We start from the raw sequence: 23,239 nt of genomic DNA, 5'->3' as shown, positions 1-23,239 counted from the left end.
CAGTCAATGATAGGGCCCGGGGGTGTCCCTTCGACTGGATGGTCTGTTGTCCGGATGTGTCGGTCCGGTCAGTGACCACCGATGGTCAGGAGGCGGACCATCCACCGTCGAGTACGAGCCGGGTACCGGTGACGGAGACAGCCTGCGGTGAGCACAGGTACGCGACCGCTCCGGCGACTTCGTCGGGCTCGATGAGCCGCTTCACCGCCGACCGCGACAACAGCACGTCCGAGACCACCTCCTCCACGGCAAGGCCGTGGACCGCCGCTTGATCGGCGAGTTGCTTTTCCACCAAAGGGGTGCGGACGTAGCCGGGGCACACGCAGTTGCTTGTGACGCCGTGGGCCGCGCCCTCGAGCGCGATGACTTTCGAGAGCCCTTCGAGGCCGTGTTTCGCGCTGACGTAGGCGGACTTGTATGCGCTGGCCCGGATACCGTGCGCGCTGGACATGTGGACGACGCGGCCCCAGCCGCGCTCGTACATGCCTGGCAGGACCGCGCGAGTGAGCAGGAACGGGGCCTCGAGCATCAACCTGAGCATGAAGGCGAACCGCTCCGGGCTGAACTCCTCGATCGGCGAGACGTGTTGCACCCCGGCGTTGTTGACGAGGATGTCCGCGTCCAGCCGCAGGTCGGCCAGATCAGCGGTCCGGCTCAGATCCATGACCAGCGCTTCGCCGCCGATCCGCTCGGCCGTGCGCCGTGCACCGGACTCGTCGACGTCGCACACCACCACGTGGGCGCCCAGACCGGCGAGCCGCTCCGCCACGGCCGCACCGATGCCACTCGCGGCTCCGGTCACCACGGCGCGCTTGCCGGACAGCTCCGAAGCCATCGGCGTGCTCATCACAAGGCCGCCCCTGTCGTTCATGTCCCTGCCCAGTCCCTTGCCGGTAGACTAACTAGTTACCCTACCCATGCGGGTTACGCTGCCAGACGAGGCGGCCCGGCGCAAGAGGATGTGAGGACCCGTACTATGACCAACGTGAACGTGCCGGTGCGAGAGCGTCTGATCGACGCGGCCACAGAACTCTTCTACGCGCACGGGTTGCGCGCCGTGAGCGCCGACAAGATCATCGAGCGGGTGGGCACCACAAAGGTGACCTTCTACCGGCACTTCAAAACCAAGGACGACCTGGTCGTGGCATACCTGGAAGGGTGCGCCGCCGTTGAGCGTCATGGGATGAACAGCGCGATCGCTCAAGCCGACGGCGACATCGACACGGCGCTGCGCCTGATCTCGGAGATGATCGACACCATGGCGTGCAGCCCGGGCTTCCGCGGCTGCGCCTTCATCAACGCAGCCGCCGAGTACCCCGATCCCGCCAGCCCCGTGCGTCAGGTCGTCGAGGCGCACAGGGCCTGGTACACGAAGACCTTCGAGCAGCTCATCACGCCGCTCGAGCTGCCGGAGCAGGCCGCCGTCGCCGACGATCTGATGGTTCTGCGCGACGGCGCCATGGTCGCCGGCTATCTCGGTGAGCCCACAGGTGCGGGTGGCTCGTTCCTGCGCAGCTGCCGAGCGATCGTTCGCTCCCCGCGCGACTGATGACGAGGTAAGGCGCGCTTCAGGCGTCGGTGGTCGGCAAGCCGCCCATGACGCGACTCAGCGCAGGAAGCCTTCGTAGTGGCGCTGCTGGAGCTGGCTTTCGATCTGCTTCACGGTCTCCAGGCCCACACCGACGATGATCAGGATGCTGGTCCCGCCGAACGGGAAGTTCTGGCTCGCCCCGGTCGTGGCCAGTGCGACGGCGGGGATGAGGGCGATCAGCCCCAGATACAGCGCGCCCGGCCAGGTGATCCGGTTGAGTACGTAGCCGAGGTACTCGGCGGTCGGCCGCCCGGCCCTGATGCCCGGGATGAAGCCTCCGTACTGCTTCATGTCGCCCGCGATCTCGTCCGGGTCGAAGGTGATCGCGACGTAGAAGAACGCGAAGAACACGATGAGTACGGAGTATGCGGTGAGGTAGATCGGGTGGTCGCTCTTGGTCAGATTCTGGGCGATCCAGGTCTGCCACTTCGAGTCGCCGTGGGAGAACTGCAGGACCAGCGCCGGGATGTAGAGAAGGGACGAGGCGAAGATGACCGGGATGACACCCGCCTGATTCACCTTCAGCGGTATGTAGGTGGAGGTGCCACCGTAGGAACGGCGGCCGATCATGCGCTTGGCGTACTGCACCGGGATGCGGCGCTGAGCCTGTTCCACGAAGACCACGAGGCCGACCACGGCCAGCGCGACAAGAACGACACCGCCGAACTCGATCCAGCCGCCGGCCAGCGTTCCCTGCTTCTTGATCGCCCACAGGGCGGACGGGGTCGTGGCGGCGATCGAGACGAACATCAGGATCGACATGCCGTTTCCGATGCCGCGGTCGGTGATCAGCTCGCCGAGCCACATGACCACGCAGGTGCCGGCGGTCATGGTGATGATCATCGTCACGGTGGTGAAGATCGCCCGGTCCGGGACGATGTCGGAGGCAGCGGTGCAGTTGGAGAAGAGGGTGCCGCTGCGGGCGGTGGACACCAGGCCGGCACCCTGAAGGAGGGCGAGTCCCACGGTCAGGTATCGGGTGTACTGCGTGATCTTCGCCGTGCCGGCCTGGCCCTCCTTCTTCAGGGCTTCCAGGCGCGGGATGACCACGGTCAGCAGTTGCAGGATGATGCTGGCGGTGATGTAGGGGAGGACGCCGAGCGCGAAGATGGTGATCTGCAGCAGGGCGCCTCCGCTGAAGAGGTTGACCAGCCCGAACAGCCCCTGACTGCCCGAGGTCTGGTCCAGGCACTGCTGAACCGCCTTGTAGTTGACGCCCGGGATCGGCACGTGGGTGCCCAGCCGGTACACCACGATGACGCCGAGCGTGAAGAGCAGTTTCCTGCGCAGGTCAGGCGTCTTGAATGCATGGACGAATGTGGCCAACACCCTAGTGCCCCTCGACGTGCTGGAGCTGAGTCATGGGCAGGGGGGTCGCGCGGAAGACGTTGTCGGGATCGAACCGGCGCTTCACTGCCAGCAGCCGGTCGGCGTTCGGACCGTAGGCATGTGCGATCTGTACGGCCTCGTCGGGCCCGAGGAGGTTGGGATAGCCGCCCGGCAGTGCCTCACCCTCCAGGGCGGAGGACAGGTTGCCCGCCCAGGCGCGGTGCTCCGATGACCGGTCGTCATCAGGTTCCCAGACGGCGATGATCTCGATCATGAGGTGCGGGTCGCGGTTGCCGAATGCCGTCTGTGTCACGGGTATCCGGGTGGCGGCTCCATGCAGGCTGTGCACGGATACCGCGGAGAAGGACGAAGTCAGCGTGGAGCCCGCGAGATGCAGGATGTCGGACACTCCAAGGGTGATCTCGGACACCGAACGGGTGCGGATCTCCACGTGGCGGCCGAAGGGGAACTGCGCGTCGACGCCGGCGAGCATCTCGGGCATGGTCGTCGGGCCGAGTCGGGAGACCAGGGGTTTGCCGAGGGTGTCGAGCCGCGCCAGCGCGCGTTCGCCCGCCGCGGCGTCGTGGCCACTCCAGGTGGGGGCGAGGAACACCACGGGTTCACCCATGGGGCCGAGGAGGACACCGAACTGCACCGTCAGGTCATCCGGGCTCTCGGGCAACAGCTCCGCAAGTCCGGCGAGCACCGACGCCGTCTGTGCCCACGGGAACATCACGATGCCGGACAGCAGGGTCGGCACGGCGTGCAGACGTACGCGCATCGAGGTGACCAGTCCGAAGTTGCCGCCACCACCGCGCAGCGCCCAGAACAGGTCCGGTGTCCGCTCTTCGTCCACGGTCACCGCCGTGCCGTCGGCGAGCACCACGTCCGCGGACACGAGATTGTCCGACGCGAGTCCGAGTCGACCGCTGAGCGGTCCGTATCCGCCACCGAGTGTGAGGCCCGCCATGCCGACGGAGCCGGCGGTGCCGGTAGCGGCGGTCAGGCCGAAGGGCTGGGCGGCACGGACGACGTCACCGGCGAAAGCCCCTCCGGAGACCTCGGCGACCCTGGCCACGGGATCCACCGTCACCCGGCGCAACCCGGCGAGGTCGAGGGTGAGACCGCCGTCGTTCAGCGCCCTCCCGGCCCAGTCATGGCCACCGCCACGCACCGACAGGGGCACCCCGAATTCCCGCGCGGCCAGCACCGCGGTCCGGGCCTCGGAGGGATCGTCGCACCGCACGATCACGCCGGGGCGGAAGGACACAGCGCCGTTCCACACGTGCCGCCCGGCGTCGTAATCCGGCCCGGCGGTGACCGCACGGCCGGCGCCGATGGACCGCTCCAAGGCGTCGACGAGCCGGCTGAGGCGCTGGTCCTTCGGTGGTGTCATGAGTGCATCTCCTCCTGACGGAAAGAACGTTCTGCCTCATGACGATACAACGTCGCCCCGCAGCGTCAAGACAGAACGTTCTGCCACCGGTTGGCCTACTCGTAGGGGCCGGCCCGCGCCCCGTGCGCCGAGGAGGTCAGGCGTGGGCCAGCACCAGGCGGGCGCGGGGGCTGCCGTCGGGGCGGCGGCCGAGTTCGGTCAGCGGCAGCAGGGTCACCGTGAAGCCGGCCCGGGTGAGGTCGTCGCGGACCGGGCCGAGCGGGAAGGTGCGGTAGTACATGACGAACGGCGGGCGCCGCACCGCGTTGCGCACCCGCATGCCGGCGTCGAATCCGGCCAGCAGCCAGTACCAGGGCGAGGTGACCGGCGGCGGGGCGCCGATCGGGAAGGCGAGCACGCCGCCGGGCCGCAGGGCGCGCCGGATCTGCGTGAACAGTTCCGGCCGTTCGGCGGGCAGGAAGTGGCCGAACGCGCCGAAGCTGACGGCGAGGTCGAATGCGCCGGTGAAGGGCAGCGCGCGCACGTCGGCGCGTACCCATTCCTGGCGGGGCGGGGCGCCGTGGCCGGCCGCGGCGGCGGCGCGGGCCCGCTCCAGCATCCCGGCGCTGAAGTCGACGCCGGTCACCCGGGTACGGCACAGCGGGCGCAGCACCCGCAGCCCCGCGCCGGTGCCGCAGCACACGTCAAGGCCCGTCTCGAAGGGGCCGAACGGGCGCAGCGCGGTGGTCACCGCGTCCAGGACACGGTCGGGAGTACGGAACGGCGTGTGGTCGAAGGTGGGGGCCAGCAGGTCGTATCCGCGCTCGACGGAAGACAGCGCCTGTACGGCCAGATCGCGCAGGCTGGGGCCCTGGGGGGAGAACACTCGGTCAGGATAGGCCGGGCGGTGCGGGGCGCGATCAGCTGCCGTACCGCCGCTCCCGGGCCGAGAAGCTGCGCAGGGCCCGCAGGAAGTCGATCTCGCGGAAGGCCGGCCAGTAGGCGTCGCAGAAGTAGAGCTCGGAGTAGGCGCTCTGCCACAGCAGGAAGTTGGACAGGCGCTGTTCGCCGCTGGTGCGGATGACCAGGTCCGGATCGGGCCGCCCGGCGGTGTACAGGTGCCGGCCGATGTCGGCCACCTCGATGGACGCGGCCAGGTCGGCCAGGCTCCAGCCCTGTTCGGAGCGTTCGGTCATCAGCTCGCGCAGCGCGTCGATGACCTCCTGCCGGCCGCCGTAACCGATGGCGAGCGTGACGTGGTAGCCGGTGGCGCTGTCGCGGGTGGCGTCCACCGCGCGTTTGAGGACGTGCGCGGTGCTGTCGGGCAGGATGTCGAGCGTCCCGGCGATGTGCACCTGCCACTTGGCGTCGGGGCGGGTCAGCTTGTCGGTGACCACTTCCTCGATCAGCCGCATCAGGAAGGTCACTTCGGCGTCGTCGCGCCGCTGGAGGTTCTCGGTCGAGCAGACGAACACGGTGACGTGCTGGATGCTCAGCGATTCACACCACAGGAGTACGTCGTCGACGTGCTCGGCGCCGTACTTGTGGCCCAGGCTGGGGTTGGCCATGCCCATCTGCTTCGCCCAGCGCCGGTTGCCGTCCATGATCAGCCCGATGTGCCGGGGCAGCGGCCCGTCGTGGATCTCCCGGCGCAGCCGCCGGGCATACAGGGCGTAAAGGGGATCGGCGATCCGCATCGGATGTCCCTTCTCCGTCGTGCACCAGGGTGTCACACCGTGACCGCCCGGTCGCCCAGCGCAAGGGTGAAGGGCGCGCGCGGCTGACCCGGCCGCGGCGATTACGGGGCGTCTACCCGGCGGGCCCGCGGACAGCCCGGGAACCGAGGGACATAACCGGCCCGCCGCCAGTGGCGGGGAAGGATGGGAAGCGGCGGGCCGGTCGATCTACGGGTGGTGCGGGCCGGGTGGTCCGGTACACGGCCTGGTGGCGACCGCTCTTCATGGGAGCGCTCCCACCGCAGAAAGTAGCGCGTCCTGAACCCGGTGTAAACCTGCGGTGGCGATTCGGGATCTTCCCGTCCGGAACGGCGTACTCCACGGCGCCCGGAAGTCCGACCCGGCGCGTATTCCCGGTGGCCCTGTGTTCTTTCCCTCATCTCCGCGCTAAACGGAAGGGGAATTCCTGATGCGGCGGCCCGGTTGAACGGAATGATCGTTCCGTTTCCCTGTTGCCCTTTGATGAGGAGTTCCATGGCCTCCGAGACCCGGCGCACGCCGCACCAGGTCACGTTCGCCGTTCTTGCGGCGAGCACGTCTGCGTACGCGTTGCTCCAGTCCCTGGTCACCCCCGTCCTGCCGACCATTCAGGCCGATCTCCACACCACTCAGAACACCGTGACGTGGGTGCTGACGGCCTATCTGCTGTCGGCGTCGATATTCACCCCGATCATGGGCCGGATCGGCGACATGATCGGCAAGGAGCGCGTGTTCGTGGTCACCCTCGCCGCTCTGGCGGCGGGTTCGCTGCTGGCGGCGCTGGCCACCAACGTGCAGGTGATGATCATCGCCCGGGTCATCCAGGGCATCGGCGGCGGTGTGCTGCCCTTGGCGTTCGGCATCATCCGCGACGAATTCCCACGCGAGAAGGTCGGCGCCGCGGTGGGGGCGATCGCCTCGTTGCTGGCGGTCGGCAGCGGCCTCGGCATCGTGCTGGCCGGCCCGATCGTCAACGCGCTGAACTACCACTGGCTGTTCTGGCTGCCGATGATCATCACGGTGATCACCGCGATCGCCGCCTTCATCCTCGTGCCCGAGTCGCCGGTGCGCACCCCCGGCCGGATCAGCTGGGCGCCGGCCGTACTGCTGTCGGCATGGCTGGTCGCGCTGCTCGTCGCGCTGAGCCAGGCGCCGGTCTGGGGCTGGGGCTCGGGCCGGGTGATCGGCCTGTTCGCCGCCGCCGTGGTGCTGGCCGCCGGCTGGGTCGAGGTCGAGCGCCGCGCCGCCACTCCGCTGATCGACATGTCGATGATGCGGCTGCCGGCCGTGTGGACCACCAACCTGGTGGCGCTGCTGTTCGGCGTCGGGATGTACGCGATGTTCGCCTTCCTGCCGGAGTTCGTGCAGACCCCCAAGTCCACCGGATACGGCTTCGGCGCCTCCGTCACCCAGTCCGGCCTGATCCTGCTGCCGCTGACCGTCACGATGTTCCTGGCCGGCCTGCGGGCCACCGCCCTGACCGCGCGGATCGGCGGCAAGGCCGTGGTCGTGGTGGGCTCGCTGGTGGGCACCGCCGCCATGGCGATGCTGGCCTTCGCGCACACCCACACCTGGGAGCTGTACGTGTCCATGGCCATCATGGGCGTGGGCTTCGGCCTGGCCTTCGCCGCCATGTCGACGCTGATCGTGAGCGCCGTCCCGGCCGAGCAGACCGGTGTGGCCAGCGGCATGAACGCCAACATCCGTACCATCGGCGGCTCGATCGGCGCCGCGCTGATGGCCAGTGTGGTCACCGCGAGCCCGGCCGCCGACGGCCTGCCGCGCGAGTCCGGCTACACCAACGGCTTCGCGATGCTGGCCGGCGCCCTGCTGATCGGCGCCGTCGCCGCGATCCTGATCCCGGTGTCCCGCCGCACCTCGCGGGTGGAGTACTCCTCCGCCGGCGAGCCGCAGGCCGAGCCCGCCGCCGTGACCGCCGCCGAGTGACGAGCGCTTCCCGGGCGGCCGCCGGCGCGCATCGTGCCCGCGCGAGCGCGCCGCCCGCCCGGGACGTCGCGCACAATGATCCTCAGGGGCGACGCCAGCCCCGCCGCCAACCGCCCTGGAGCGACGATGACTTCGGAAGCCACGAGGAGCCGGCCGCTGCGGCGGGACGCGATCCGCAACCACCAGCTCGTCCTCGAGGCGGCCCGTGACGTGCTCGCCGAGTTCGGCACCGACGCCAGCATGGAACTGATCGCGTCACGGGCCGGAGTGGGGATCGGCACGGTCTACCGCCGCTTCCCCAACAAGGAGGCCCTGGTCGACGAGATAGCCGGGCAGATGCTGGCCCTGCTGACCGAGGAGGCCCGGCGGGCGCTGGCGCTGGCCGATGGCACCGGCCTGGAGAGCTTCCTGCGGGTCGCGGGGCAGTCGCTGAGCGACCACCGCGGGTACGCGGACAAGCTGGTGGGCCGCACCAAGACCGCCTGCGTGGAGAAGCTGCGGGATCTGGTGGCCGAACTGCTGGTCCAGGCGCAGCAGGCCGGCCGGGCGGCGCCGGGCGTCGAGTTGGGCGATGTGATGGCGGTGTTCTGGTCGCTGCGCGGAATCGTGGAGACCAGCGGCAGCGTGGCGCCCGACGCCTGGCGGCGGCACCTGGACATCCTGCTGGCCGGCCTGCGCGCGGCGGGCACGACACCCAGCCCGCACCCCGCGGTGACCCGGGACCAGCTCCGGCGGATCACCTCCGATCAGGCCGACGGCGCCCAGGGGCCGGGCCAGGCGCAGACGCAGGACGAGGGCCCGGCGTCCTGCGCCTGAGCCCTCGTCCCTGTTCGTCTTGTTCGTCTTGTTCGTTTCACCGCGGTACGGCTACGGGCCGGTGGTCACCACCGGCCCGTTCGCCTTCCCGCGCCCGGCCGCGGCGCTCTCCCCACGCGCGCGGGTCCGTACCTCCCCGGCGGGCGTTACTGCGCCCGGTCCCGGGGTCAGCCCTGGCGGGCCTTGGACCTGGGGTCCTTGCGGTTGATCACGTAGACGCGGCCGCGGCGGCGGACGATCTGGGCGCCGGGGCGCTGCTTCAGCGAGCGGAGCGAGTTGCGGACCTTCATCGGGGCACCTGCCTTTCTTGTTGCGATCGCGTCAACAACGAGGGGTGCCCGCGCATTCCTCAGGCCGGGGCGGCCGGGGACGGCGTCGTCGCGTAGGAGGCGATGTGGCCGAGCATCGCGTCCAGGGCCGCCTCCAGCGGGGCCGTCTCGCGGCGCAGCTGGGTGAGCAGCAGCCCGCCCTGGAGCGCGGACAAGGTGGCGAGCGCAAGGTGTTCGGGGTCGGCGTCCGCGGTCAGTTCGCCGCGGTCGCGCATCGCCTGCAGCCCCTGCCGGATCGGTGTCTCCCAGCGGGCGAAGCCGACCACCAGGTCGGCCCTGGCCAGATTGTCGACCTCGGACAGCTCGCTGGCCATCGAGCCGATCGGGCAACCGCCCTGGCACTCGCGTTCCCGCTGGATGCCGACCACCAGATCGCGCCAGGCCCGCAGCGCCTCCAGGCTGTCGAGGTTGCCCAGCAGCGGCTCCTGGGCCTCGAGCACGGCCTGCGTCTGGTGCGCGATCACCGCCCTGACCAGGGCGCACTTGTCCGCGAAGTAGTGGTAGATCTGCGAGGTGCTCACCCCGGCGGCGATGCGTACGTCGTCGGTGCTGGTGCCCGCCACCCCGCGCTCGAACATCAGGTTCGCGGCGGCGGCCACGATCCGGTCCCGGGTCGCCCGGCCCTTGCGGGTCAGGCGCGGCCCAGCGCCGGTACCCGCCGGCGCGGCGGGGGACTCGTCGATGTTCATGTCCTCAGGCTACCTCTTTCTGGAGTTGACACTCCAATTCTCGCGTGCCAAAAATGGAGCGCTTGCTCCAATCCGAGCGACCCGGTGCGCCCGGGCGCGGGGCGGAGCGCGCTGCCCGCCGTGCGCGGCGGGCGGGGACCTCTCGCCGAAGCGTCGCCGAGGAGTCACCCACCACTCACCGGACACGAGAGAAATCAGGCACGCCACCATGGAGCTCACAGGACGTACAGCACTGGTCACCGGCGCCACTTCGGGCATCGGCCGGGAGATCGCCCTTCAGCTCGGCAGGGCGGGCGCGGAGGTGATCGTGGCCGGGCGCGATGCAGAACGCGGGGCGCGGACCGTCGCCGCCCTGGAGGAAGCCGGCGCCAAGGCGCGGTTCGTCGCCGCCGACATGGCCGACCTCGACTCGGTCGGCCGCCTGGCCGAGGAGGCCGGGGACGTCGACATCCTGGTGAACAACGCGGGCATCTTCCCGTTCACCCCGACCCACGAGCAGACCGTCCCCGTGTACGACGAGACGTTCCAGGTCAACGTGCGGGCGGCGTTCTTCCTGACCGCGGCGATAGCCCCGCGCATGGCCGCGCGCGGCGCCGGGAGCGTCGTCAACATCAGCACCATTGCCACGGAGATCGGCATGCCGGGCCTCGCGGTCTACAGCGCCACCAAGGCCGCGGTGGAGTCGCTGACCCGCACCTGGGCGGCGGAGTACGGCACCTCCGGGGTGCGCGTCAACACCGTGTCCCCCGGGCCCACCCTCACCGAGGGCGCGCCGATCGAGATGGTCGGGCCGATCGGCAAGACCACCCTGCTCGGCCGGCACGCATCGCCCGGGGAGATCGCCGCCGCGGTGGTCTTCCTCGCCTCGGACCGGGCCAGCTACATCACCGGGGCCACGCTCCCGGTGGACGGGGGCCGGACCGCGGCCTGACCCGCGCGGACGCGGAGGCGGGCGCCCGCCTCCGTACAGCACCGCCCGGCGCGGGCCCGCGACCCCGCCGGTCCCGCGGCGCCGGTCAGGCGAGGTCAAGCGAGGTCAGGCGCGGGACAGCGCCCGGGCGGCGGTCACCGCCACCGCCTCGGCGACGGCGGCCAGTGCCGGGGAGTCCAGCCGCCATTGCTGCCAGTACAGGGTGACGTCCACCGGATGGCCGGGCGCGAGGTCGATCAGGGTGCCGGCGTCGCGGTAGCGCGCGGCCTGGGCGCCGGGGATCAGGCCCCAGCCGAGCCCGGCCGCGACCGCCGCGGCGAAGGACTCGGAGGACGGGACGTAGGAACGGGCCCGGCCGGCGGCGTGGCCGGGCGCCAACTGCCGTACGAACCGGTCCTGCAGGTCGTCCTTGCGGTCGAAGACCACCACGGGGGCCCGCGGCAGCGTCAGCCGCAGCGGTCCGCCGTCGAGGTGGCGGGTCACGAAGCCGGGCGCGGCCATCGCGTGGTAGCCCATCCGGCCCAGGGTCCGTACCGAACAGCCCTGCACCGGCTCGGGCGAGGAGGTCACCGCGGCCATCACCAGGCCCTGGCGCAGCAGCAGGGCGGTGTGGGCCTCGTCGTCGCGGTGCAGGTCGAAGCAGATGCCCAGCCGGGCGGCGACGTCCGCGAGGGCGGGCAGGAACCAGGTGGCCAGGGAGTCGGCGTTCACCGCGATCGGCACGGTGGCGGGGCCGGTGGCGTCACCGAGCCCGAGTTCGGCGGCCGCGTCGCGCTCCAGCCGGGCGAGTTGCCGCCCGAACCGTACGACGATCTCACCGGACTCGGTGAGCTTTACCGGCTTGGTACGCAGCAGCAGGACCCGGCCGGTGCGCTGCTCCAGCGCCTTGATCCGCTGGCTGACCGCCGAGGGCGTCACGTGCAGCGCCGCGGCGGCGGCCTCGAAAGTGCCCTCGTCCACGGCGGCGAGCAGGGTGCGCACCTGGTCCAGCGGAAGGTCGGTCACCGCGGACATCCCGCCTCCTCCCCGCACTGGCCTCACACCGGTCCGGCCGACATACGGAATCATTACGATCGCTCATCTTACCTAAGCATCATTAGCTGGATTGATGAGCTCAGCGGCTTCTAGTCTCGGGCCATGCCTCCCGTTCTTGTCGCGGCCCTCGCAGGTCTTGGCACCGGCTTGTCGCTGATCGTCGCCATCGGTGCCCAGAACGCCTTCGTGCTGCGCCAGGGCATCCGCCGCGAGCACGTGCTGCCGGTGGTGGCGATCTGCGCGGCCTCCGACGCGGTGCTGATCTCGGTGGGCATCAGCGGGGTCGGCTCGGTGGTGCGCCGCTGGCCGGCCGCGGTGACCGCGACGGCCTGGATCGGCGGCGCCTTCCTGATCTCGTACGGGGTGCTGGCCGCCCGGCGCGCGCTGCGGCCGCAGGGGATGCGGGCCGAGGGGACGGCCGGCGGCTCACTGCGGGCGGCCGTCCTGACCTGCCTGGCCATGACCTGGCTCAACCCGCACGTCTACCTCGACACGGTGCTGCTGCTCGGCTCGGTCGCCAACAGCTACGGCGCCGGCCGCTGGCCCTTCGGCGCGGGCGCGGTGACCGGCAGCGTCCTGTGGTTCACCGGCCTCGGTTTCGGCGCCCGGCTGCTGAGCCGGCCCTTCGCCCGGCCGGGCTCCTGGCGGGTGATGGACGGTGTGATCGCCGCCACCATGATCACGCTGGGCGTCGCCATGGCCGCGCGCGGCTGAGCCCGCGGCCATGGCGGCGCATTCCCGGCCCGCGCCTGTTGCGTCGCCTTCCTGATCCGCCGCAATGGCGGCGGCTACCGGCACGCGGCCATTGCGGCGGGCCGGAGGCGTCCTCACTACCCGGCGGTGAGCACCTGCGGCAGCGGCCGGAAGCCGATGACGGCGGCGTCGTCGCGCCGGTCGTCGACGGCCGCCAGCAGCCGGGCGCACAGTTCGGTGAGGGTGGCGCCGTCGGCCCGGGCCGCCTCGGCGTGGGCGGCGAGTTCGGCCATGCCGTCGGACAGGTCCCGGCCGGGCACCTCGATCAGCCCGTCGGTGTACAGGAGCAGGATGTCGCCGCTGCTCAGGTCGTGGTGGCAGGTGGTGCGGGGCAGCTGCGGGGCCACGCACAGCGGCAGGTCGGCGTGCGCCGACTGGAGGTAGCGCGGGGCCGCGCCGGCCGGGAGCAGCAGCGGGGGCGGGTGCCCGGCGTTGGACCAGGCCGCGTGCCAGCCGCCGCCCGGCCGCGGGGTCAGGCCCGCGTGCACGGCCGTGACCAGCGGCGCGATCCCCAGTCCTTCGGTGACCCGGTCCAGCCGGGACAGCGCCCGCGCCGGGGAGTGCGTGCCGCGCCGGTCGTAGACGATCACCCGCAGCATGCTGCGCAGCTGGCTCATCGCGGTGGCCGCCTCCAGGTCGTGCCCGGCGATGTCGCCGATGGTCAGCGTCACGGTGCCGTCCGGCAGCACCAGCGCGTCGTACCAGTCGCCGCCGATCTCCTCGGTCCGGCTGGCCGGCTGGTAGTGGGCGGCGAGTTCCGCGCCGGGCACCCTCGGGGTGGGCGTGAGCAGGGCGCGCTGGAGGGTGAGCGCGGTGTGCCGGGTGCGCTGGAGTTCCAGCGCCTGCCGCAGCGGCTCGCGCACCTCGTGCAGGACCTCGCCGAACAGGGCCAGGTCGGCCGGCCCCGGCGGCGGGCTGTCGGCGCAGCCGACCGCCACGGCGTACGCCACCACGGCCGCGTCGATCACCAGCGGCACGATGGTCAGGCTGGTGGCCCGGGCCGTGCGCAGCCACTCCATGGACAGCTCGGGCAGCACCCCGGCCGGCGCGCGGCCGGCGGGGAAGGTCAGCATCTCGGGCCGGCGACTGTCGACGACGCGCTGGACGACGGACCCGATCCCGTACGGCAGGTCGCTGATCGGCGGCACCGGCGGCAGCCCCTCGCGGGCGGTGGAGGCGACCCGGGTCGCGGTCAGCCCCTCGCCGACCGCGGCGACGTCGGGCGAGGGCAGCAGGCAGATCACGCAGGCGTCGGTCAGCTCCGGCACCACGGCGGCGGTGACCGCGGCGAACGCCTGCGGCACGTCGGCGGCCGCGGTCACGGTGGTGACCCGGGCCAGCAGGCGCTCCCGCAGCCGGTTGCGCCACTGGTCCTCGATGTCGGCGGTCGCGCCGATCCACTCCACGGTCACCCCGTCGCGCACGATGGGCACCGCCCGGGACTGCACGTGCCGGTACTCGCCGGAGGCGGTGCGCAGCCGGAAGGTGCACACGAAGAAGGACGGGTCTCCCCCGGACGCCTCGTTCCAGGCCTTCGCCAGCTTGCGGCGGTCGTAGGGGTGGACCGCGGACAGCCAGTGCTCGTCGATCACCGGGCGCCACGGGCTGCCGGTGAACTCCTCGAATCCGCGGACCAGTTCGGTGATGGCGCCGTCGGGCTTCATCAGCCACACGATCTGCGGCACGGCCGACAGCAGCGCCTCGTAGCGCTGGAGCGCCTCGTGCCGCTCCTCGGACAGGTGCTCGACGCGGCGGGCCGCCTCCACCTGGCGGGTGGTGTCCACGGCGACGGTCAGCACGCCCGGCCCGTGCTGCCGCGAGACCACGGGCGAGCAGCTGTAGACGAAGTGCCGGCCGCCCGGCGCGCCCGGCCAGGTGCCCACGGTGGTCCGCGGCGAGGTGACCTGCCGGGCCCGGTGGTCCCGGAACACCTCGTCCATCATCACGATCCAGCGCGCCGCGGTCGGCTCGGGAAAGCCCTCCCGGGCCGGCACGCCCTCCGGCCGCGTGCCGAACAGCTCCTGGAACGCCTCGTTGAAGTACACCAGGCGGTGGTCGGAGCCCGCAGTGAGCGCGACGGCCACGATGGCGCTGTCGAACACCTCGGGTTCGAGCTCGGGAACGCCCACCTGGTCGCCGGTCCTCCTCATCCTCCGATCATCGCGCGCCACGGCTGACCGGGCGCGTCGAAGGGCGCGCGTTTTTCGACCGTGGTCCGTACGGCGCTGCGATCGCTCACGTCTTGACCTGCGCCTGGATGCGCGTCGATCATGTGACCGGCCGTGTGAGCGCTCACACGACACACGTCGCCGCCAGGAAAGGACCGCCGGATGCGGATGTACGACAACCCGGTTCTCGGAGGGTTCCACCCGGACCCCAGCGTGTGCCGGGTCGGCGAGGACTACTACCTGGTCTGCTCCAGCTTCGAGTACTTCCCCGGGGTCCCGCTCTTCCACAGCCGGGATCTGGTGCACTGGCGGCAGATCGGCAACGTACTGGACCGCCCGGCGCAATTGACGCTGCCCGACGACGTACCGGCCTCCGGCGGCGTCTACGCCCCGACGATCCGCCACCACGACGGCCGGTTCTACGTGATCACCACCAATGTCAGCGGCGGCGGGAACTTCGTCGTCACCGCAGAACGCCCCGAGGGACCGTGGTCCGACCCGGTGTGGCTGGACCTGCCGGGCATCGACCCGGATCTGGCCTGGGACGAGGACGGCTCGTGCTGGTGCGCGGTCGCCGGGGTGCAGGTGGCCCGGATCGACCCGCTGGCCGGGCGGGTGCTGGAGGGGCCGTGGCCGGTGTGGTCGGGCACGGGCCTGCAGTACCCGGAGGCGCCGCACCTGTACCGGATCGGCGGCTGGTGGTATCTGATGATCGCCGAGGGCGGCACCGCGCACGGCCACGGCGTCTCGATCGCCCGCGCCCGCTCGCCGCGCGGCCCGTACGAGCCCGCGCCGGTCAACCCGTTCCTGTCGCACCGCAGCACCGACCGGCCGATCCAGAGCACCGGCCACGCCGACCTGGTCGAGGCCGCCGACGGCACCTGGTGGGCGATGCTGCTGGGCACCCGGCCGCGCGGCTACCACCCGTACTTCCACGTCCTTGGCCGGGAGACCTTCCTGACCCCGGTGACCTGGGTCGACGGGTGGCCGCAGGCCGGACCGGTGGAGGAGCGGCACCCGGCCCCGGCCGCCTGGCACCCGCAGGAGCCCGCCCCCGCCCGCGACGACTTCGACGCACCCGTGCTCGCCCCGGGCTGGATCTCCCCGCGCGCCCGCCCGGACGGTTCCTGGTCGCTGACCGACCGGCCGGGCCGGCTCACCCTGACCGCCACGGGCCCGACCCTCGACCGCCCCGGCCACACTTTCGTCGGCCGGCGCCAGCAGCACCCGGCCTGCCGGATCTCCGCCCGGCTCGACCCGGGTGCCGTCCGCGCCGGACTCTCGGTCCGGATGGACGAGGCGCACCACTACGACCTCGAAGTCGCCGGCGGCGAGGCGAGCGTCGTCGCCCGGATCGGCCCGCTGCGGCAGACCGTCGCGAGCCACCTCGTACCTCCGGGCCCGCTCACGCTGACCGTCGACATCCGCAACGACGGCCTGCGGCCGCCCACCGTGACCGGCCCGGGGCCCACGCCCGACGAACCGACCGGCACCGGAGCGCACGGCCCGGACGCCCTCGCCTTCTCCGTCACCGCCGACGGGTCCGCGCCCGTCGCCCTGGCCACCCTCGACGGCCGGTACCTGTCCACCGAGGTCACCGGCGGCTTCACAGGCCGGGTCGTCGGCATGTACGTCACCGAGGGCAGCGCGGCCTTCGACTGGTACACGTACGAGCCGGCGCCGGCGGGCACGGACACGGCGGGGGCCTGACCGGGTGGCGTACCGGACGCCCACGGGCACCGGCCCGGGCCCGCGCGACACACGGACATGTCGTACGGCACGCACACCGCACAGGCGCCGCACACGCACGGGACACACGACGCCGCACCGTGCACACCGCCGCCCGGCCGGCGCCCACACATGTGTGCGCGGAAATCCGCAGGATTCCGGCCCACGCGGGACCGGCCGGCGCCAAGAGGCGTGGCGAATGTACGTCGCCCTCACGTTTTGCCTGCTGCCCTGACGTACTTGACCGGCTATACATACAGAGTCAGCAATCATGGCAGGGAGGCGACATGCCGAAGGACCCCGCGACGAACAACCTCGGCGACGTCTACGCCGACCGGATCCGCGCCGATCTGGACCGGGTGGACGCCGAAATCGCCGAGGTGCGGTCAAAACTGGACCGGCTCGCGGCGGACCGCGCCTGGCTGACCGAACTGCTGGACCGCCTGCCGGTCCCGTCCCCGTCTCCGGCCGTCCCGTCCGCCGCCGGGCCGCCCGCCGCCACGGCCGCCTCCCCCGAGGTCCCGGCCGCGCGGGCCGCCGCCGAGCCGGCGGCGTCGTCCTCCGGGCCGGCGTCGTCGTCCGCACCCCGCAGGCGCCGCGGCACCGGCGGCCCGACCCTGGTCGAACGCGTCGTGCGCTACCTGGAGGGCCGGACCGAACCGACGTCCGTCCTCGAGGTGACCCGGATGCTCAACAACGAGGACGACCGCGACCGCACGGTCAGCACGGTCGTCGTCCGCAACACCCTGGAGGCCCTGGTCGCACGCGGCATCGCCGAGCGCTCCAAGGACGGCCGCTCGGTCCACTACACCCTGCGCGCCGCCGCCTAGCTGTTCTACCCACAGAGGTTGGTGACGGGGCGGGGTCGGCCGGCCCGGCGAACTGCGGTCGCAGCGCTGTCGCTTATCGAGCCCCACGGCCGGGCGGCTGTTTCTCCGGCTGCTCTGGCCGGGTTGCCAGTGAGTTAAGTCCGATGTCGATGAGTTGGGCTGCGCGTTGGACGTCGGCGCTGACGGCGTTGCGCAGTTCCTCGAAGGTCTGGGTGAGGTTCAGGTGCTTGCTCAGCGCCCGGAACTGGATGGGCCATAGTGCGAGCAGGGAGGTTGCGGCGATCTGCGGTTCGGGGTCGTCCGGGCTCATCCCGGTGCGCTGGGCCAAGACTTCGGCGGCTACGGCGACTTGCCTGTCGGCCGTGTCGCGCTGATAGGCCCGCAAGGACGGGGTGGATCTGATCAGCATGCCGAAGCGCAGAAGCATGGCCTTAGCCTCGGCGGGGTCGTTCTGAGAGTTCAGCCATGACGTGATGTCGTCCAGCTCGGTGGAGAGGATCTTCAACGCCGCGTCGACCGGCGACAGGTCCGGGTCGGCCAGGGTGGTTCGCAGGGAGTTCAACGTCGCCTCGCCCATGTCGAGGACGAGGGATTCCTTGGTCGGGAAGTAGTTGAACACCGTCTTCTCCGACACTCCGCACGCTTCTGCGATCTCGGCGACCCGTACGGCGTCGAAGCCGCGTTCCATGAACATCTCGGTGGCTGTGTCGGACAGCTGGCGTCGAAGGATCCGCTTCTTGCGCTCCCGCAGCCCTTCGACGGCGGGTTCCTCGTCGCGCGGCCGCAGGGCCGTCCAATCCACGGTGCGCATGGTCATCGCCGAAGCATAGTCCAGTCCCCGAATATTTCCTGCTACTGTAAGTTTACAGTGCATGAAGATTTGTGTTGGCTTTGACGCCTGCATGCGACGGGAGCCCTCAATGAGCGCCATCCACATCGTCCGCGACTACCCGCACCCCCCGGAGAAGGTCTGGCGAGCGGTCACGGATCCGGAGCTGATTCCGTTGTGGACGGCCACCGGCGCCGGCGCCCGGCCGGAGGGCTTCGCCACCACGGTCGGCACCACGTTCACGTTCGTCGCGAAGCCCAAGCCCGGCTGGAGCGGCGTCGTGGTGTGCGAGGTGCTGGAGGTCCGCGAGCCTTCGCTGCTGCGGTACTCGTGGCAGGACGAAAGCGGTGGCGAGGTGACCGAGGTCGCTTATCGGCTCGCACCGCACCGCGGCGGAACTCGCTTCACCTACGACCACACCGGTTTCACCGGGGCCGGAGGCTACTTCATGGCCAAGATCCTTGGCGCCGTCCGCACCAAGATGCTCACCAAGGGCCTGCCCGCGGTGCTGAACGACTTCGACGACCAAGGCAACCTGCGCCCGGACAGCCCCCTGGGCCCCAAGCGGCCCTAGCAGGCCGGTCTCGGTCAGGGGTGCGTTGCGGACCAGTGTGTGGTCGACGATCAATGGCCACTCCGTCGCGCCGCTGAACGCTTCCACGTCTCGCCCACCACAGCGAAACGGTGGGCGGACCGATACCGGGAGAGCGGCCCGGGCGGGATGGCGGATCGCTCCAGCCGCCCACACTTCAGCCCGCGCCGCACACCAATCCGGAAGAAGCTCGGCACCATCCCCAACGGTGGCGGCCACCAGGTGCTTGGGCGTCAGGCCGGCCGAAAGAACCGCACCGGCGGGGGCTACAGCTATCTCCACAACGCCGTAGACGATCACTCCCGCCTGGCCTACAGCGAAATCCTCGCCGATGAAAAGAAGGAGGCCGCCTCCGCATTCTGGACCCGGGCACAGAACTTCTTCAGCCAGGCCGGCATCACCGTCCACCGCGTCCTGACCGACAACGGCTCCTGCTACCGCTCACGCACCAGGGCAGTCCTGAAGGGGCTGCCTCCCGCCAGCCGCGTCCCCAACCTCTCGGGTCAGTACACCTAGCGCTCCTTCCGGATCAGGGGACGGAGCGTCGGCCGATCACGCTCAGCGGGCGGCTGTTCCCGCGATGAAGCGGGTGCCGACCGGCCGGACACGGGCCGACCACCCCCAGGCACTCAGGTCCCGGACGAGCCGGTCAGGATCGTGGAAGACCTTGACGATGCGGTATTCACTGCCGTCGTCGAGTCGGCGACGCACCGAAGGAACGGGCTGCCCGGCGAGGACGTCCTCGCTCGCGGCCTCTTCCCGGCTGTTGTCGACGAAGACGACCTTACCGGCGGGAGCGAGGGCGTCCGCTACGGTGTTCCAGAAGGCGGGCAGACGCTCAGGCGGCACATGGGAGAGCCAGAAGGCGAAGAAGACGGTGTCATAGCGGCGGGTCGGGCGCCATGCGAACACGTCGGCACACTCGAACCGGACCGTCGTGGCCCCCACGCGCTCCCGCGCGATGGCCAGCGCCTCGGGCGCGGCATCGACAGCCGTCACCGAGCGAGCCCGGGCAGCGAGCAGGCCCGTCCACTGGCCGGTTCCGCACGCCAGCTCCAGCACGTCCCCCGCGACCGGGAGCGTGTCGATCAGCGGCAGCAGCACCCGCAGGTCCTCGCGCTCGGCGTAGACCCGGTCGTACTCGGCCGCTCGGGCCCGGTAGTAGGCGATCTGCTCCCGCACCACAGCATCGGCATCGTTGCCCATGGCCGCCACCGTAGCCGTCGAACGTCGCTCGATGCGGCGCTAACCCCTGTCCGGCCGGGTCAGGAGGGGCAGCAGGACGTCGTCCACGATGCGGTGGGCGAGTTCGGCGGCCCGGCTGCCGCCGAGGTAGAGCTGTTCGACGAACATCGGGCCGAACAGGAGCCGGTCCACCAGGTCCAGGACCGGGTTGTCCGGGGCGATCTCGCCGCTGTCCACGTGCCGTTGGAGGACGGCACCCAGTGCCTCGATGTCGGGTTCGAGCATCAGCTCGCGCAGTGCCCGCATGAGTTCGGGGTCGAGCAGGACCGCCTGGAAGAGGGAGCCCATGGCGGGTCCGGGGCCGGGCACGGAGCGGCGGGCCCGTTCGGACAAGGCCATCAGGTCGCCGCGCAGGCTCCCGGTGTCCAGCCCGGCGAGCAGTCGCGGCTTGCCGGTCCTGAGCGCGGTGATCACCAGCCGCGCCTTGCTGTCCCAGCGCCGGTACAGCGTGGCGGTCGAGGAGCGGGTGGCCCGGGCGATGTCGTCCATCGTCACCTGGTCGTAGCCGCGTTCGCGCACCAGGACCAGGGCCGTGTCCAGCAGTTCGCGCTCCCGCTGCGGGGACAGTCGGCTGCGCCGCGATCGCGCGGCCCCGACCCGTACTCCCTGCGCGGGCGCCCCGGGCGCCGCGGGCTCGCCGGAAGTCCGCTCGCGCCCGCCGGACTCCTCGGGCCGCCCGGCCTCCTGCCTGCTCACCATCGGCTCTCCTCGCATCCCCGCACCCGGCCCCGCGGCACGGCCCCGCCGTCACCGTAAGCCGAGCCGCCAGCGACCACAAGTTTTCGACACCGCATTTTCGACAACCTGTTTTCGTTGTACGGTGGTGGGGAGGAGGCCCGGTGAAGGGGGCCGTGAGCACGAGCGAGGCAGTGATGAGCGGCGAGACGGTACTGGTGACGGGCGGCACGGGATTCCTGGCGACCCGCTGCATGGCCCAGGCCCTGGAGGCCGGCTTCCGGGTGCGTACCACCGTGCGCGCCCCGGGGCGGGAGGAACGGGTCCGCGCCGAACTGCGGGCGGCCGGGGCCCCGGCCGAGGCCGTCGCGTCCATCGGCTTCACCCTCGCGGATCTCACCGCGGACGAGGGCTGGGCGCAGGCGGTCGCCGGCTGCGACTACGTCCTGCACACCGCGTCCCCCTTCCCGCCGGCCGCGCCCCGCAGCGAGGACGAGCTGATCGTCCCGGCCCGCGAGGGCACGCTGCGGGTGCTGCGCGCGGCCCGCGACGCCGGGGTGCAGCGGATCGTGGTGACCTCGTCCTTCGCCGCGATCGGGTACGGACACCCGCCCACCCCGCGGCCGTTCACGGAGGACGACTGGACGGATGTGCGGGGGCCGGGCGTCAATCCGTACATCAAGTCCAAGGCGCTGGCCGAGCTGGCCGCCTGGGACTTCGCCGGGAGCGAGCCCGGCGCGCCGGAGCTGGCGGTGGTCAACCCGGTGGGGATCTTCGGGCCGGTGCTGGGCCCGGACCACTCCTCCTCGATCGCCATGGTCGGCAGGCTGCTGGACGGCTCGATACGGGCAGTGCCCAACCTGTGGTTCGCGGTGGTGGACGTCCGCGACGCCGCCGACCTGCACCTGCGCGCGATGACCCGGCCCGAGGCGGCCGGCCGCCGCTTCATCGCCGCGGCCGGGGACGCGGTGTCGTACCACCGGATCGCAATGATCCTGCGCGAGCGGCTGGGCGACGCGGCGGCGAAGGCGCCCACCCGGACGATGCCCGACTGGGCGGTACGGATCGGCGCCCGGTTCGTCCCCGATCTGCGCGCGGTGACCCGCAATGTCGGCGTCGTCCGCCACCTGACCGCCGAGCGGGCGCGTACCGAACTGGCGTGGACCCCGCGGTCGACCGAGGACACCGTGGCCGCCACCGGCCGCAGCCTGGTCGACCTGGACCTGCTTGGGGAACGGTCGGCGAAGGAGTGAGCCCCGCCTGACCAGCGCGTAATCCGCGGGCGGACACCGGCACCGGCACCGAGGCGTGCGCGAGTCGCCGGTTGCGCCCGCAGGGCGTAGCGTCGGCGGGGAGGTTCGCGCAGAACCCTTCCGTACGCAACCGGGAAGGGGGCTCGGCAATGACGTACCGCCCCGAAACGATGCAGGCCCGCTTGGAAGTGCTGCGCCGGCCGGATGCCGGACCCGCCGCGCTGGTCGGACTGGTCGGGGAGGTCGGCGACGGCGACAGCGCGGTCCTCGACTCCTACCTCGGCGCGGCGGCCGGCGCGTACACCGCGGAGATCGTGGTGGACCTGGCCGGAGTGACGTATCTGAGCGAACCGGCCGTACGCATTCTCGACCGCTTCGCCCGGCTGCGGGCCGCCGAGGGCCGCCGCGTGCACATGACCGGCGCCTCGCCGCGGGTGACCGCGCTGCTCGGCCCCGTCGCGGCCGGGGCGACCTGGTCCGGCCCCTCCCCCGTACCGGCCGGGGCGCCGAAAAACGGGGCGGCGAGCGGCCCGCGGCCGTATCCGCCGTGCGACGTGTCGCTGATCCGCCGGGCGCAGCGGACGCTGGTGGCGCGGTACGGACTCGACGGCCCGCTGAGCGCCCTGGAACTGCTGCGTTCGGCGGCGCGGCGGTACACGGTGACGCTCGGCCCGCTGGCCGCGGCTGTCGTCGGCACCCCGCCGCCGGCGCCGGGAGCGGCGCACTGGTTCGCACCGGCACCGACCCGGGTGCCGGCCCCCGCACTGCCCTGCGCCCCGTCCCCGGGCCCGGGCGAGACCCTCACCCGCGCCGAGGCGGTGGCCGCCATACGGGACGCCGCCTGCGCCCTGATGGACAGCGAACTGGGCAACGTGCAGGTCGCCACGCCCGGCGGCGTGCTCCTGCTGGAGGAGGCGCGCGGCTTCTCCGCGCAGTTCACCGACCACTTCCGGCTGGTCCGGGACGACACCTCCGCCTGCGGCCGCGCCCTGCTGGACGGCATGCGGGTCATCGTCCCCGAGGTGGCCACCCACCCGGTGTACGACGAGGACGCGCGCCGCGTGATGCTCACCGACGGCGTCCGCTCGGTGCAGAGCACCCCGCTGACCGCGCCCTCGGGCCGCCGGGTCGGCATGGTCTCCACCCACTACCCGCAGCCGCGCCGGGTGCACACCACCGCCGAACTCGGCGCGCTGGACCGGCTCGCCGCCGAGGCCGCCGCCTGGCTGGAGTGGCATCACGAGACGGTCGTACGCGCCGCCCTCGAGGACGTCCACCGCCAGGCTCTGTTGCGGCCCGGCGCCGACGAGCAGGTCCCCGCCTGAGCGCCCGCGGTGGTACGGCCGTTCGGTCGTACCGGCCACGCGGCGTCCCGGGCAGGGACCTTCGGGTCGTGCCGGTTGTCGGGC

Annotated in this window: 22 protein-coding genes and 1 pseudogene; 11 read left to right on the top strand and 12 right to left on the bottom strand. The window is 71.7% G+C overall.

Annotated elements, in window-relative coordinates; all coding sequences use genetic code 11:
• Nucleotides 1–85 precede the first annotated feature (85 nt).
• Nucleotides 86–871 (bottom strand): 3-hydroxybutyrate dehydrogenase, encoded by a 786-nt coding sequence (locus tag ITX44_RS01725; protein WP_205355129.1) that lies wholly within the window; start codon nt 869–871, stop codon nt 86–88.
• 105 nt (nt 872–976) lie between these two features.
• Between ITX44_RS01725 and ITX44_RS01720 the strand changes: the two genes are divergently transcribed.
• Nucleotides 977–1,549 (top strand): TetR/AcrR family transcriptional regulator, encoded by a 573-nt coding sequence (locus tag ITX44_RS01720; RefSeq protein ID WP_205355128.1) that lies wholly within the window; start codon nt 977–979, stop codon nt 1,547–1,549.
• A gap of 57 nt (nt 1,550–1,606) precedes the next feature.
• On the opposite strand, the gene secY is transcribed toward ITX44_RS01720, so the two are convergent.
• The 4 genes from secY to uppS form a co-directional block, all read right to left on the bottom strand.
• A complete protein-coding gene (secY, locus tag ITX44_RS01715) occupies nt 1,607–2,920 on the bottom strand; it encodes a preprotein translocase subunit SecY (RefSeq protein WP_205355127.1) in 1,314 nt (437 codons plus the stop codon).
• Nucleotide 2,921: 1 nt separating this feature from the next.
• Nucleotides 2,922–4,316, bottom strand: coding sequence for an FAD-binding oxidoreductase (locus ITX44_RS01710; protein WP_205355126.1), 1,395 nt, complete (start codon nt 4,314–4,316; stop codon nt 2,922–2,924).
• 136 nt (nt 4,317–4,452) lie between these two features.
• Nucleotides 4,453–5,181: a class I SAM-dependent methyltransferase gene (locus ITX44_RS01705; protein ID WP_205355125.1), complete on the bottom strand. Its 729-nt coding sequence runs from the start codon at nt 5,179–5,181 to the stop codon at nt 4,453–4,455.
• 34 nt (nt 5,182–5,215) lie between these two features.
• Nucleotides 5,216–5,992 carry a polyprenyl diphosphate synthase gene (uppS, locus tag ITX44_RS01700; protein WP_205355124.1) on the bottom strand — a complete coding sequence of 259 codons (777 nt, stop codon included), beginning with the start codon at nt 5,990–5,992 and terminating at the stop codon, nt 5,216–5,218.
• A 513-nt stretch (nt 5,993–6,505) separates the two neighbouring features.
• Between uppS and ITX44_RS01695 the strand changes: the two genes are divergently transcribed.
• Both ITX44_RS01695 and ITX44_RS01690 read left to right on the top strand, forming a co-directional pair.
• Nucleotides 6,506–7,957, top strand: coding sequence for an MFS transporter (locus tag ITX44_RS01695; RefSeq protein WP_205355123.1), 1,452 nt, complete (start codon nt 6,506–6,508; stop codon nt 7,955–7,957).
• Nucleotides 7,958–8,083: 126 nt separating this feature from the next.
• On the top strand, nt 8,084–8,773 hold the full coding sequence (locus ITX44_RS01690) for a TetR/AcrR family transcriptional regulator (RefSeq protein WP_205355122.1): 690 nt from the start codon (nt 8,084–8,086) through the stop codon (nt 8,771–8,773).
• A gap of 167 nt (nt 8,774–8,940) precedes the next feature.
• Here ITX44_RS01690 and ykgO read toward each other — a convergent pair whose 3' ends face one another.
• Both ykgO and ITX44_RS01680 read right to left on the bottom strand, forming a co-directional pair.
• Nucleotides 8,941–9,063 (bottom strand): type B 50S ribosomal protein L36, encoded by a 123-nt coding sequence (ykgO, locus tag ITX44_RS01685; RefSeq protein WP_205355121.1) that lies wholly within the window; start codon nt 9,061–9,063, stop codon nt 8,941–8,943.
• A gap of 59 nt (nt 9,064–9,122) precedes the next feature.
• Nucleotides 9,123–9,791: a TetR/AcrR family transcriptional regulator gene (locus ITX44_RS01680; RefSeq protein ID WP_205355120.1), complete on the bottom strand. Its 669-nt coding sequence runs from the start codon at nt 9,789–9,791 to the stop codon at nt 9,123–9,125.
• A gap of 208 nt (nt 9,792–9,999) precedes the next feature.
• On the opposite strand from ITX44_RS01680, the gene ITX44_RS01675 reads away from it, so the two are divergent.
• Nucleotides 10,000–10,722 carry an SDR family NAD(P)-dependent oxidoreductase gene (locus ITX44_RS01675; RefSeq protein WP_205355119.1) on the top strand — a complete coding sequence of 241 codons (723 nt, stop codon included), beginning with the start codon at nt 10,000–10,002 and terminating at the stop codon, nt 10,720–10,722.
• Between the two features lie 105 nt (nt 10,723–10,827).
• On the opposite strand, the gene ITX44_RS01670 is transcribed toward ITX44_RS01675, so the two are convergent.
• Entirely contained in the window at nt 10,828–11,736 is a 909-nt protein-coding gene (locus ITX44_RS01670; RefSeq protein WP_205355118.1) for a LysR family transcriptional regulator ArgP, read from the bottom strand.
• A 123-nt stretch (nt 11,737–11,859) separates the two neighbouring features.
• Here ITX44_RS01670 and ITX44_RS01665 point away from each other — a divergent pair, with 123 nt between their 5' ends.
• On the top strand, nt 11,860–12,471 hold the full coding sequence (locus ITX44_RS01665; RefSeq protein WP_205355117.1) for a LysE/ArgO family amino acid transporter: 612 nt from the start codon (nt 11,860–11,862) through the stop codon (nt 12,469–12,471).
• Nucleotides 12,472–12,587: 116 nt separating this feature from the next.
• Here ITX44_RS01665 and ITX44_RS01660 read toward each other — a convergent pair whose 3' ends face one another.
• Nucleotides 12,588–14,660, bottom strand: a complete 2,073-nt coding sequence (locus ITX44_RS01660; RefSeq protein ID WP_205355116.1) for a SpoIIE family protein phosphatase — start codon at nt 14,658–14,660, stop codon at nt 12,588–12,590.
• A gap of 180 nt (nt 14,661–14,840) precedes the next feature.
• On the opposite strand from ITX44_RS01660, the gene ITX44_RS01655 reads away from it, so the two are divergent.
• Both ITX44_RS01655 and ITX44_RS01650 read left to right on the top strand, forming a co-directional pair.
• A complete protein-coding gene (locus tag ITX44_RS01655; protein WP_205355115.1) occupies nt 14,841–16,388 on the top strand; it encodes a glycoside hydrolase family 43 protein in 1,548 nt (515 codons plus the stop codon).
• 305 nt (nt 16,389–16,693) lie between these two features.
• Nucleotides 16,694–17,236: a hypothetical protein gene (locus ITX44_RS01650; protein ID WP_205355114.1), complete on the top strand. Its 543-nt coding sequence runs from the start codon at nt 16,694–16,696 to the stop codon at nt 17,234–17,236.
• 73 nt (nt 17,237–17,309) lie between these two features.
• Here ITX44_RS01650 and ITX44_RS01645 read toward each other — a convergent pair whose 3' ends face one another.
• Entirely contained in the window at nt 17,310–18,053 is a 744-nt protein-coding gene (locus ITX44_RS01645) for a TetR family transcriptional regulator (RefSeq protein ID WP_236059695.1), read from the bottom strand.
• Between the two features lie 103 nt (nt 18,054–18,156).
• Here ITX44_RS01645 and ITX44_RS01640 point away from each other — a divergent pair, with 103 nt between their 5' ends.
• A complete protein-coding gene (locus ITX44_RS01640; RefSeq protein ID WP_205355113.1) occupies nt 18,157–18,639 on the top strand; it encodes an SRPBCC family protein in 483 nt (160 codons plus the stop codon).
• A 39-nt stretch (nt 18,640–18,678) separates the two neighbouring features.
• Nucleotides 18,679–19,104, top strand: a pseudogene (locus tag ITX44_RS01635) (DDE-type integrase/transposase/recombinase); the annotation flags it as partial.
• A gap of 111 nt (nt 19,105–19,215) precedes the next feature.
• On the opposite strand, the gene ITX44_RS01630 reads toward ITX44_RS01635, so the two are convergent.
• Nucleotides 19,216–19,863 (bottom strand): class I SAM-dependent methyltransferase, encoded by a 648-nt coding sequence (locus ITX44_RS01630; RefSeq protein ID WP_205355111.1) that lies wholly within the window; start codon nt 19,861–19,863, stop codon nt 19,216–19,218.
• A gap of 39 nt (nt 19,864–19,902) precedes the next feature.
• Nucleotides 19,903–20,601, bottom strand: coding sequence for a TetR/AcrR family transcriptional regulator (locus ITX44_RS01625; RefSeq protein ID WP_205355110.1), 699 nt, complete (start codon nt 20,599–20,601; stop codon nt 19,903–19,905).
• A 152-nt stretch (nt 20,602–20,753) separates the two neighbouring features.
• Between ITX44_RS01625 and ITX44_RS01620 the strand changes: the two genes are divergently transcribed.
• Both ITX44_RS01620 and ITX44_RS01615 read left to right on the top strand, forming a co-directional pair.
• Nucleotides 20,754–21,830 (top strand): SDR family oxidoreductase, encoded by a 1,077-nt coding sequence (locus ITX44_RS01620; RefSeq protein ID WP_307795030.1) that lies wholly within the window; start codon nt 20,754–20,756, stop codon nt 21,828–21,830.
• Between the two features lie 149 nt (nt 21,831–21,979).
• Nucleotides 21,980–23,155: a GAF domain-containing protein gene (locus ITX44_RS01615; RefSeq protein ID WP_205355109.1), complete on the top strand. Its 1,176-nt coding sequence runs from the start codon at nt 21,980–21,982 to the stop codon at nt 23,153–23,155.
• Nucleotides 23,156–23,239 lie beyond the last annotated feature (84 nt).

The organism is Actinacidiphila acididurans (genome assembly GCF_016918855.1).
GTDB classification, from domain to species: Bacteria; Actinomycetota; Actinomycetes; order Streptomycetales; family Streptomycetaceae; genus Actinacidiphila; species Actinacidiphila acididurans.
The sequence above is the reverse complement of the archived record's forward strand: the minus strand, read 5'-3'. Positions and strand labels throughout refer to the sequence as shown.

Coding starts and splice junctions, on each gene's coding strand:
- ITX44_RS01725 (WP_205355129.1), bottom strand. CDS start 871: ATGAACGACAGGGGCGGCCTTGTGATGAGCACGCCGATGGCTTCGGAG.
- ITX44_RS01720 (WP_205355128.1), top strand. CDS start 977: ATGACCAACGTGAACGTGCCGGTGCGAGAGCGTCTGATCGACGCGGCC.
- ITX44_RS01710 (WP_205355126.1), bottom strand. CDS start 4,316: ATGACACCACCGAAGGACCAGCGCCTCAGCCGGCTCGTCGACGCCTTG.
- uppS (WP_205355124.1), bottom strand. CDS start 5,992: ATGCGGATCGCCGATCCCCTTTACGCCCTGTATGCCCGGCGGCTGCGC.
- ITX44_RS01695 (WP_205355123.1), top strand. CDS start 6,506: ATGGCCTCCGAGACCCGGCGCACGCCGCACCAGGTCACGTTCGCCGTT.
- ITX44_RS01690 (WP_205355122.1), top strand. CDS start 8,084: ATGACTTCGGAAGCCACGAGGAGCCGGCCGCTGCGGCGGGACGCGATC.
- ykgO (WP_205355121.1), bottom strand. CDS start 9,063: ATGAAGGTCCGCAACTCGCTCCGCTCGCTGAAGCAGCGCCCCGGCGCC.
- ITX44_RS01680 (WP_205355120.1), bottom strand. CDS start 9,791: ATGAACATCGACGAGTCCCCCGCCGCGCCGGCGGGTACCGGCGCTGGG.
- ITX44_RS01675 (WP_205355119.1), top strand. CDS start 10,000: ATGGAGCTCACAGGACGTACAGCACTGGTCACCGGCGCCACTTCGGGC.
- ITX44_RS01670 (WP_205355118.1), bottom strand. CDS start 11,736: ATGTCCGCGGTGACCGACCTTCCGCTGGACCAGGTGCGCACCCTGCTC.
- ITX44_RS01665 (WP_205355117.1), top strand. CDS start 11,860: ATGCCTCCCGTTCTTGTCGCGGCCCTCGCAGGTCTTGGCACCGGCTTG.
- ITX44_RS01660 (WP_205355116.1), bottom strand. CDS start 14,660: ATGAGGAGGACCGGCGACCAGGTGGGCGTTCCCGAGCTCGAACCCGAG.
- ITX44_RS01655 (WP_205355115.1), top strand. CDS start 14,841: ATGCGGATGTACGACAACCCGGTTCTCGGAGGGTTCCACCCGGACCCC.
- ITX44_RS01650 (WP_205355114.1), top strand. CDS start 16,694: ATGCCGAAGGACCCCGCGACGAACAACCTCGGCGACGTCTACGCCGAC.
- ITX44_RS01645 (WP_236059695.1), bottom strand. CDS start 18,053: ATGACCATGCGCACCGTGGATTGGACGGCCCTGCGGCCGCGCGACGAG.
- ITX44_RS01640 (WP_205355113.1), top strand. CDS start 18,157: ATGAGCGCCATCCACATCGTCCGCGACTACCCGCACCCCCCGGAGAAG.
- ITX44_RS01630 (WP_205355111.1), bottom strand. CDS start 19,863: ATGGGCAACGATGCCGATGCTGTGGTGCGGGAGCAGATCGCCTACTAC.
- ITX44_RS01625 (WP_205355110.1), bottom strand. CDS start 20,601: ATGGTGAGCAGGCAGGAGGCCGGGCGGCCCGAGGAGTCCGGCGGGCGC.
- ITX44_RS01615 (WP_205355109.1), top strand. CDS start 21,980: ATGACGTACCGCCCCGAAACGATGCAGGCCCGCTTGGAAGTGCTGCGC.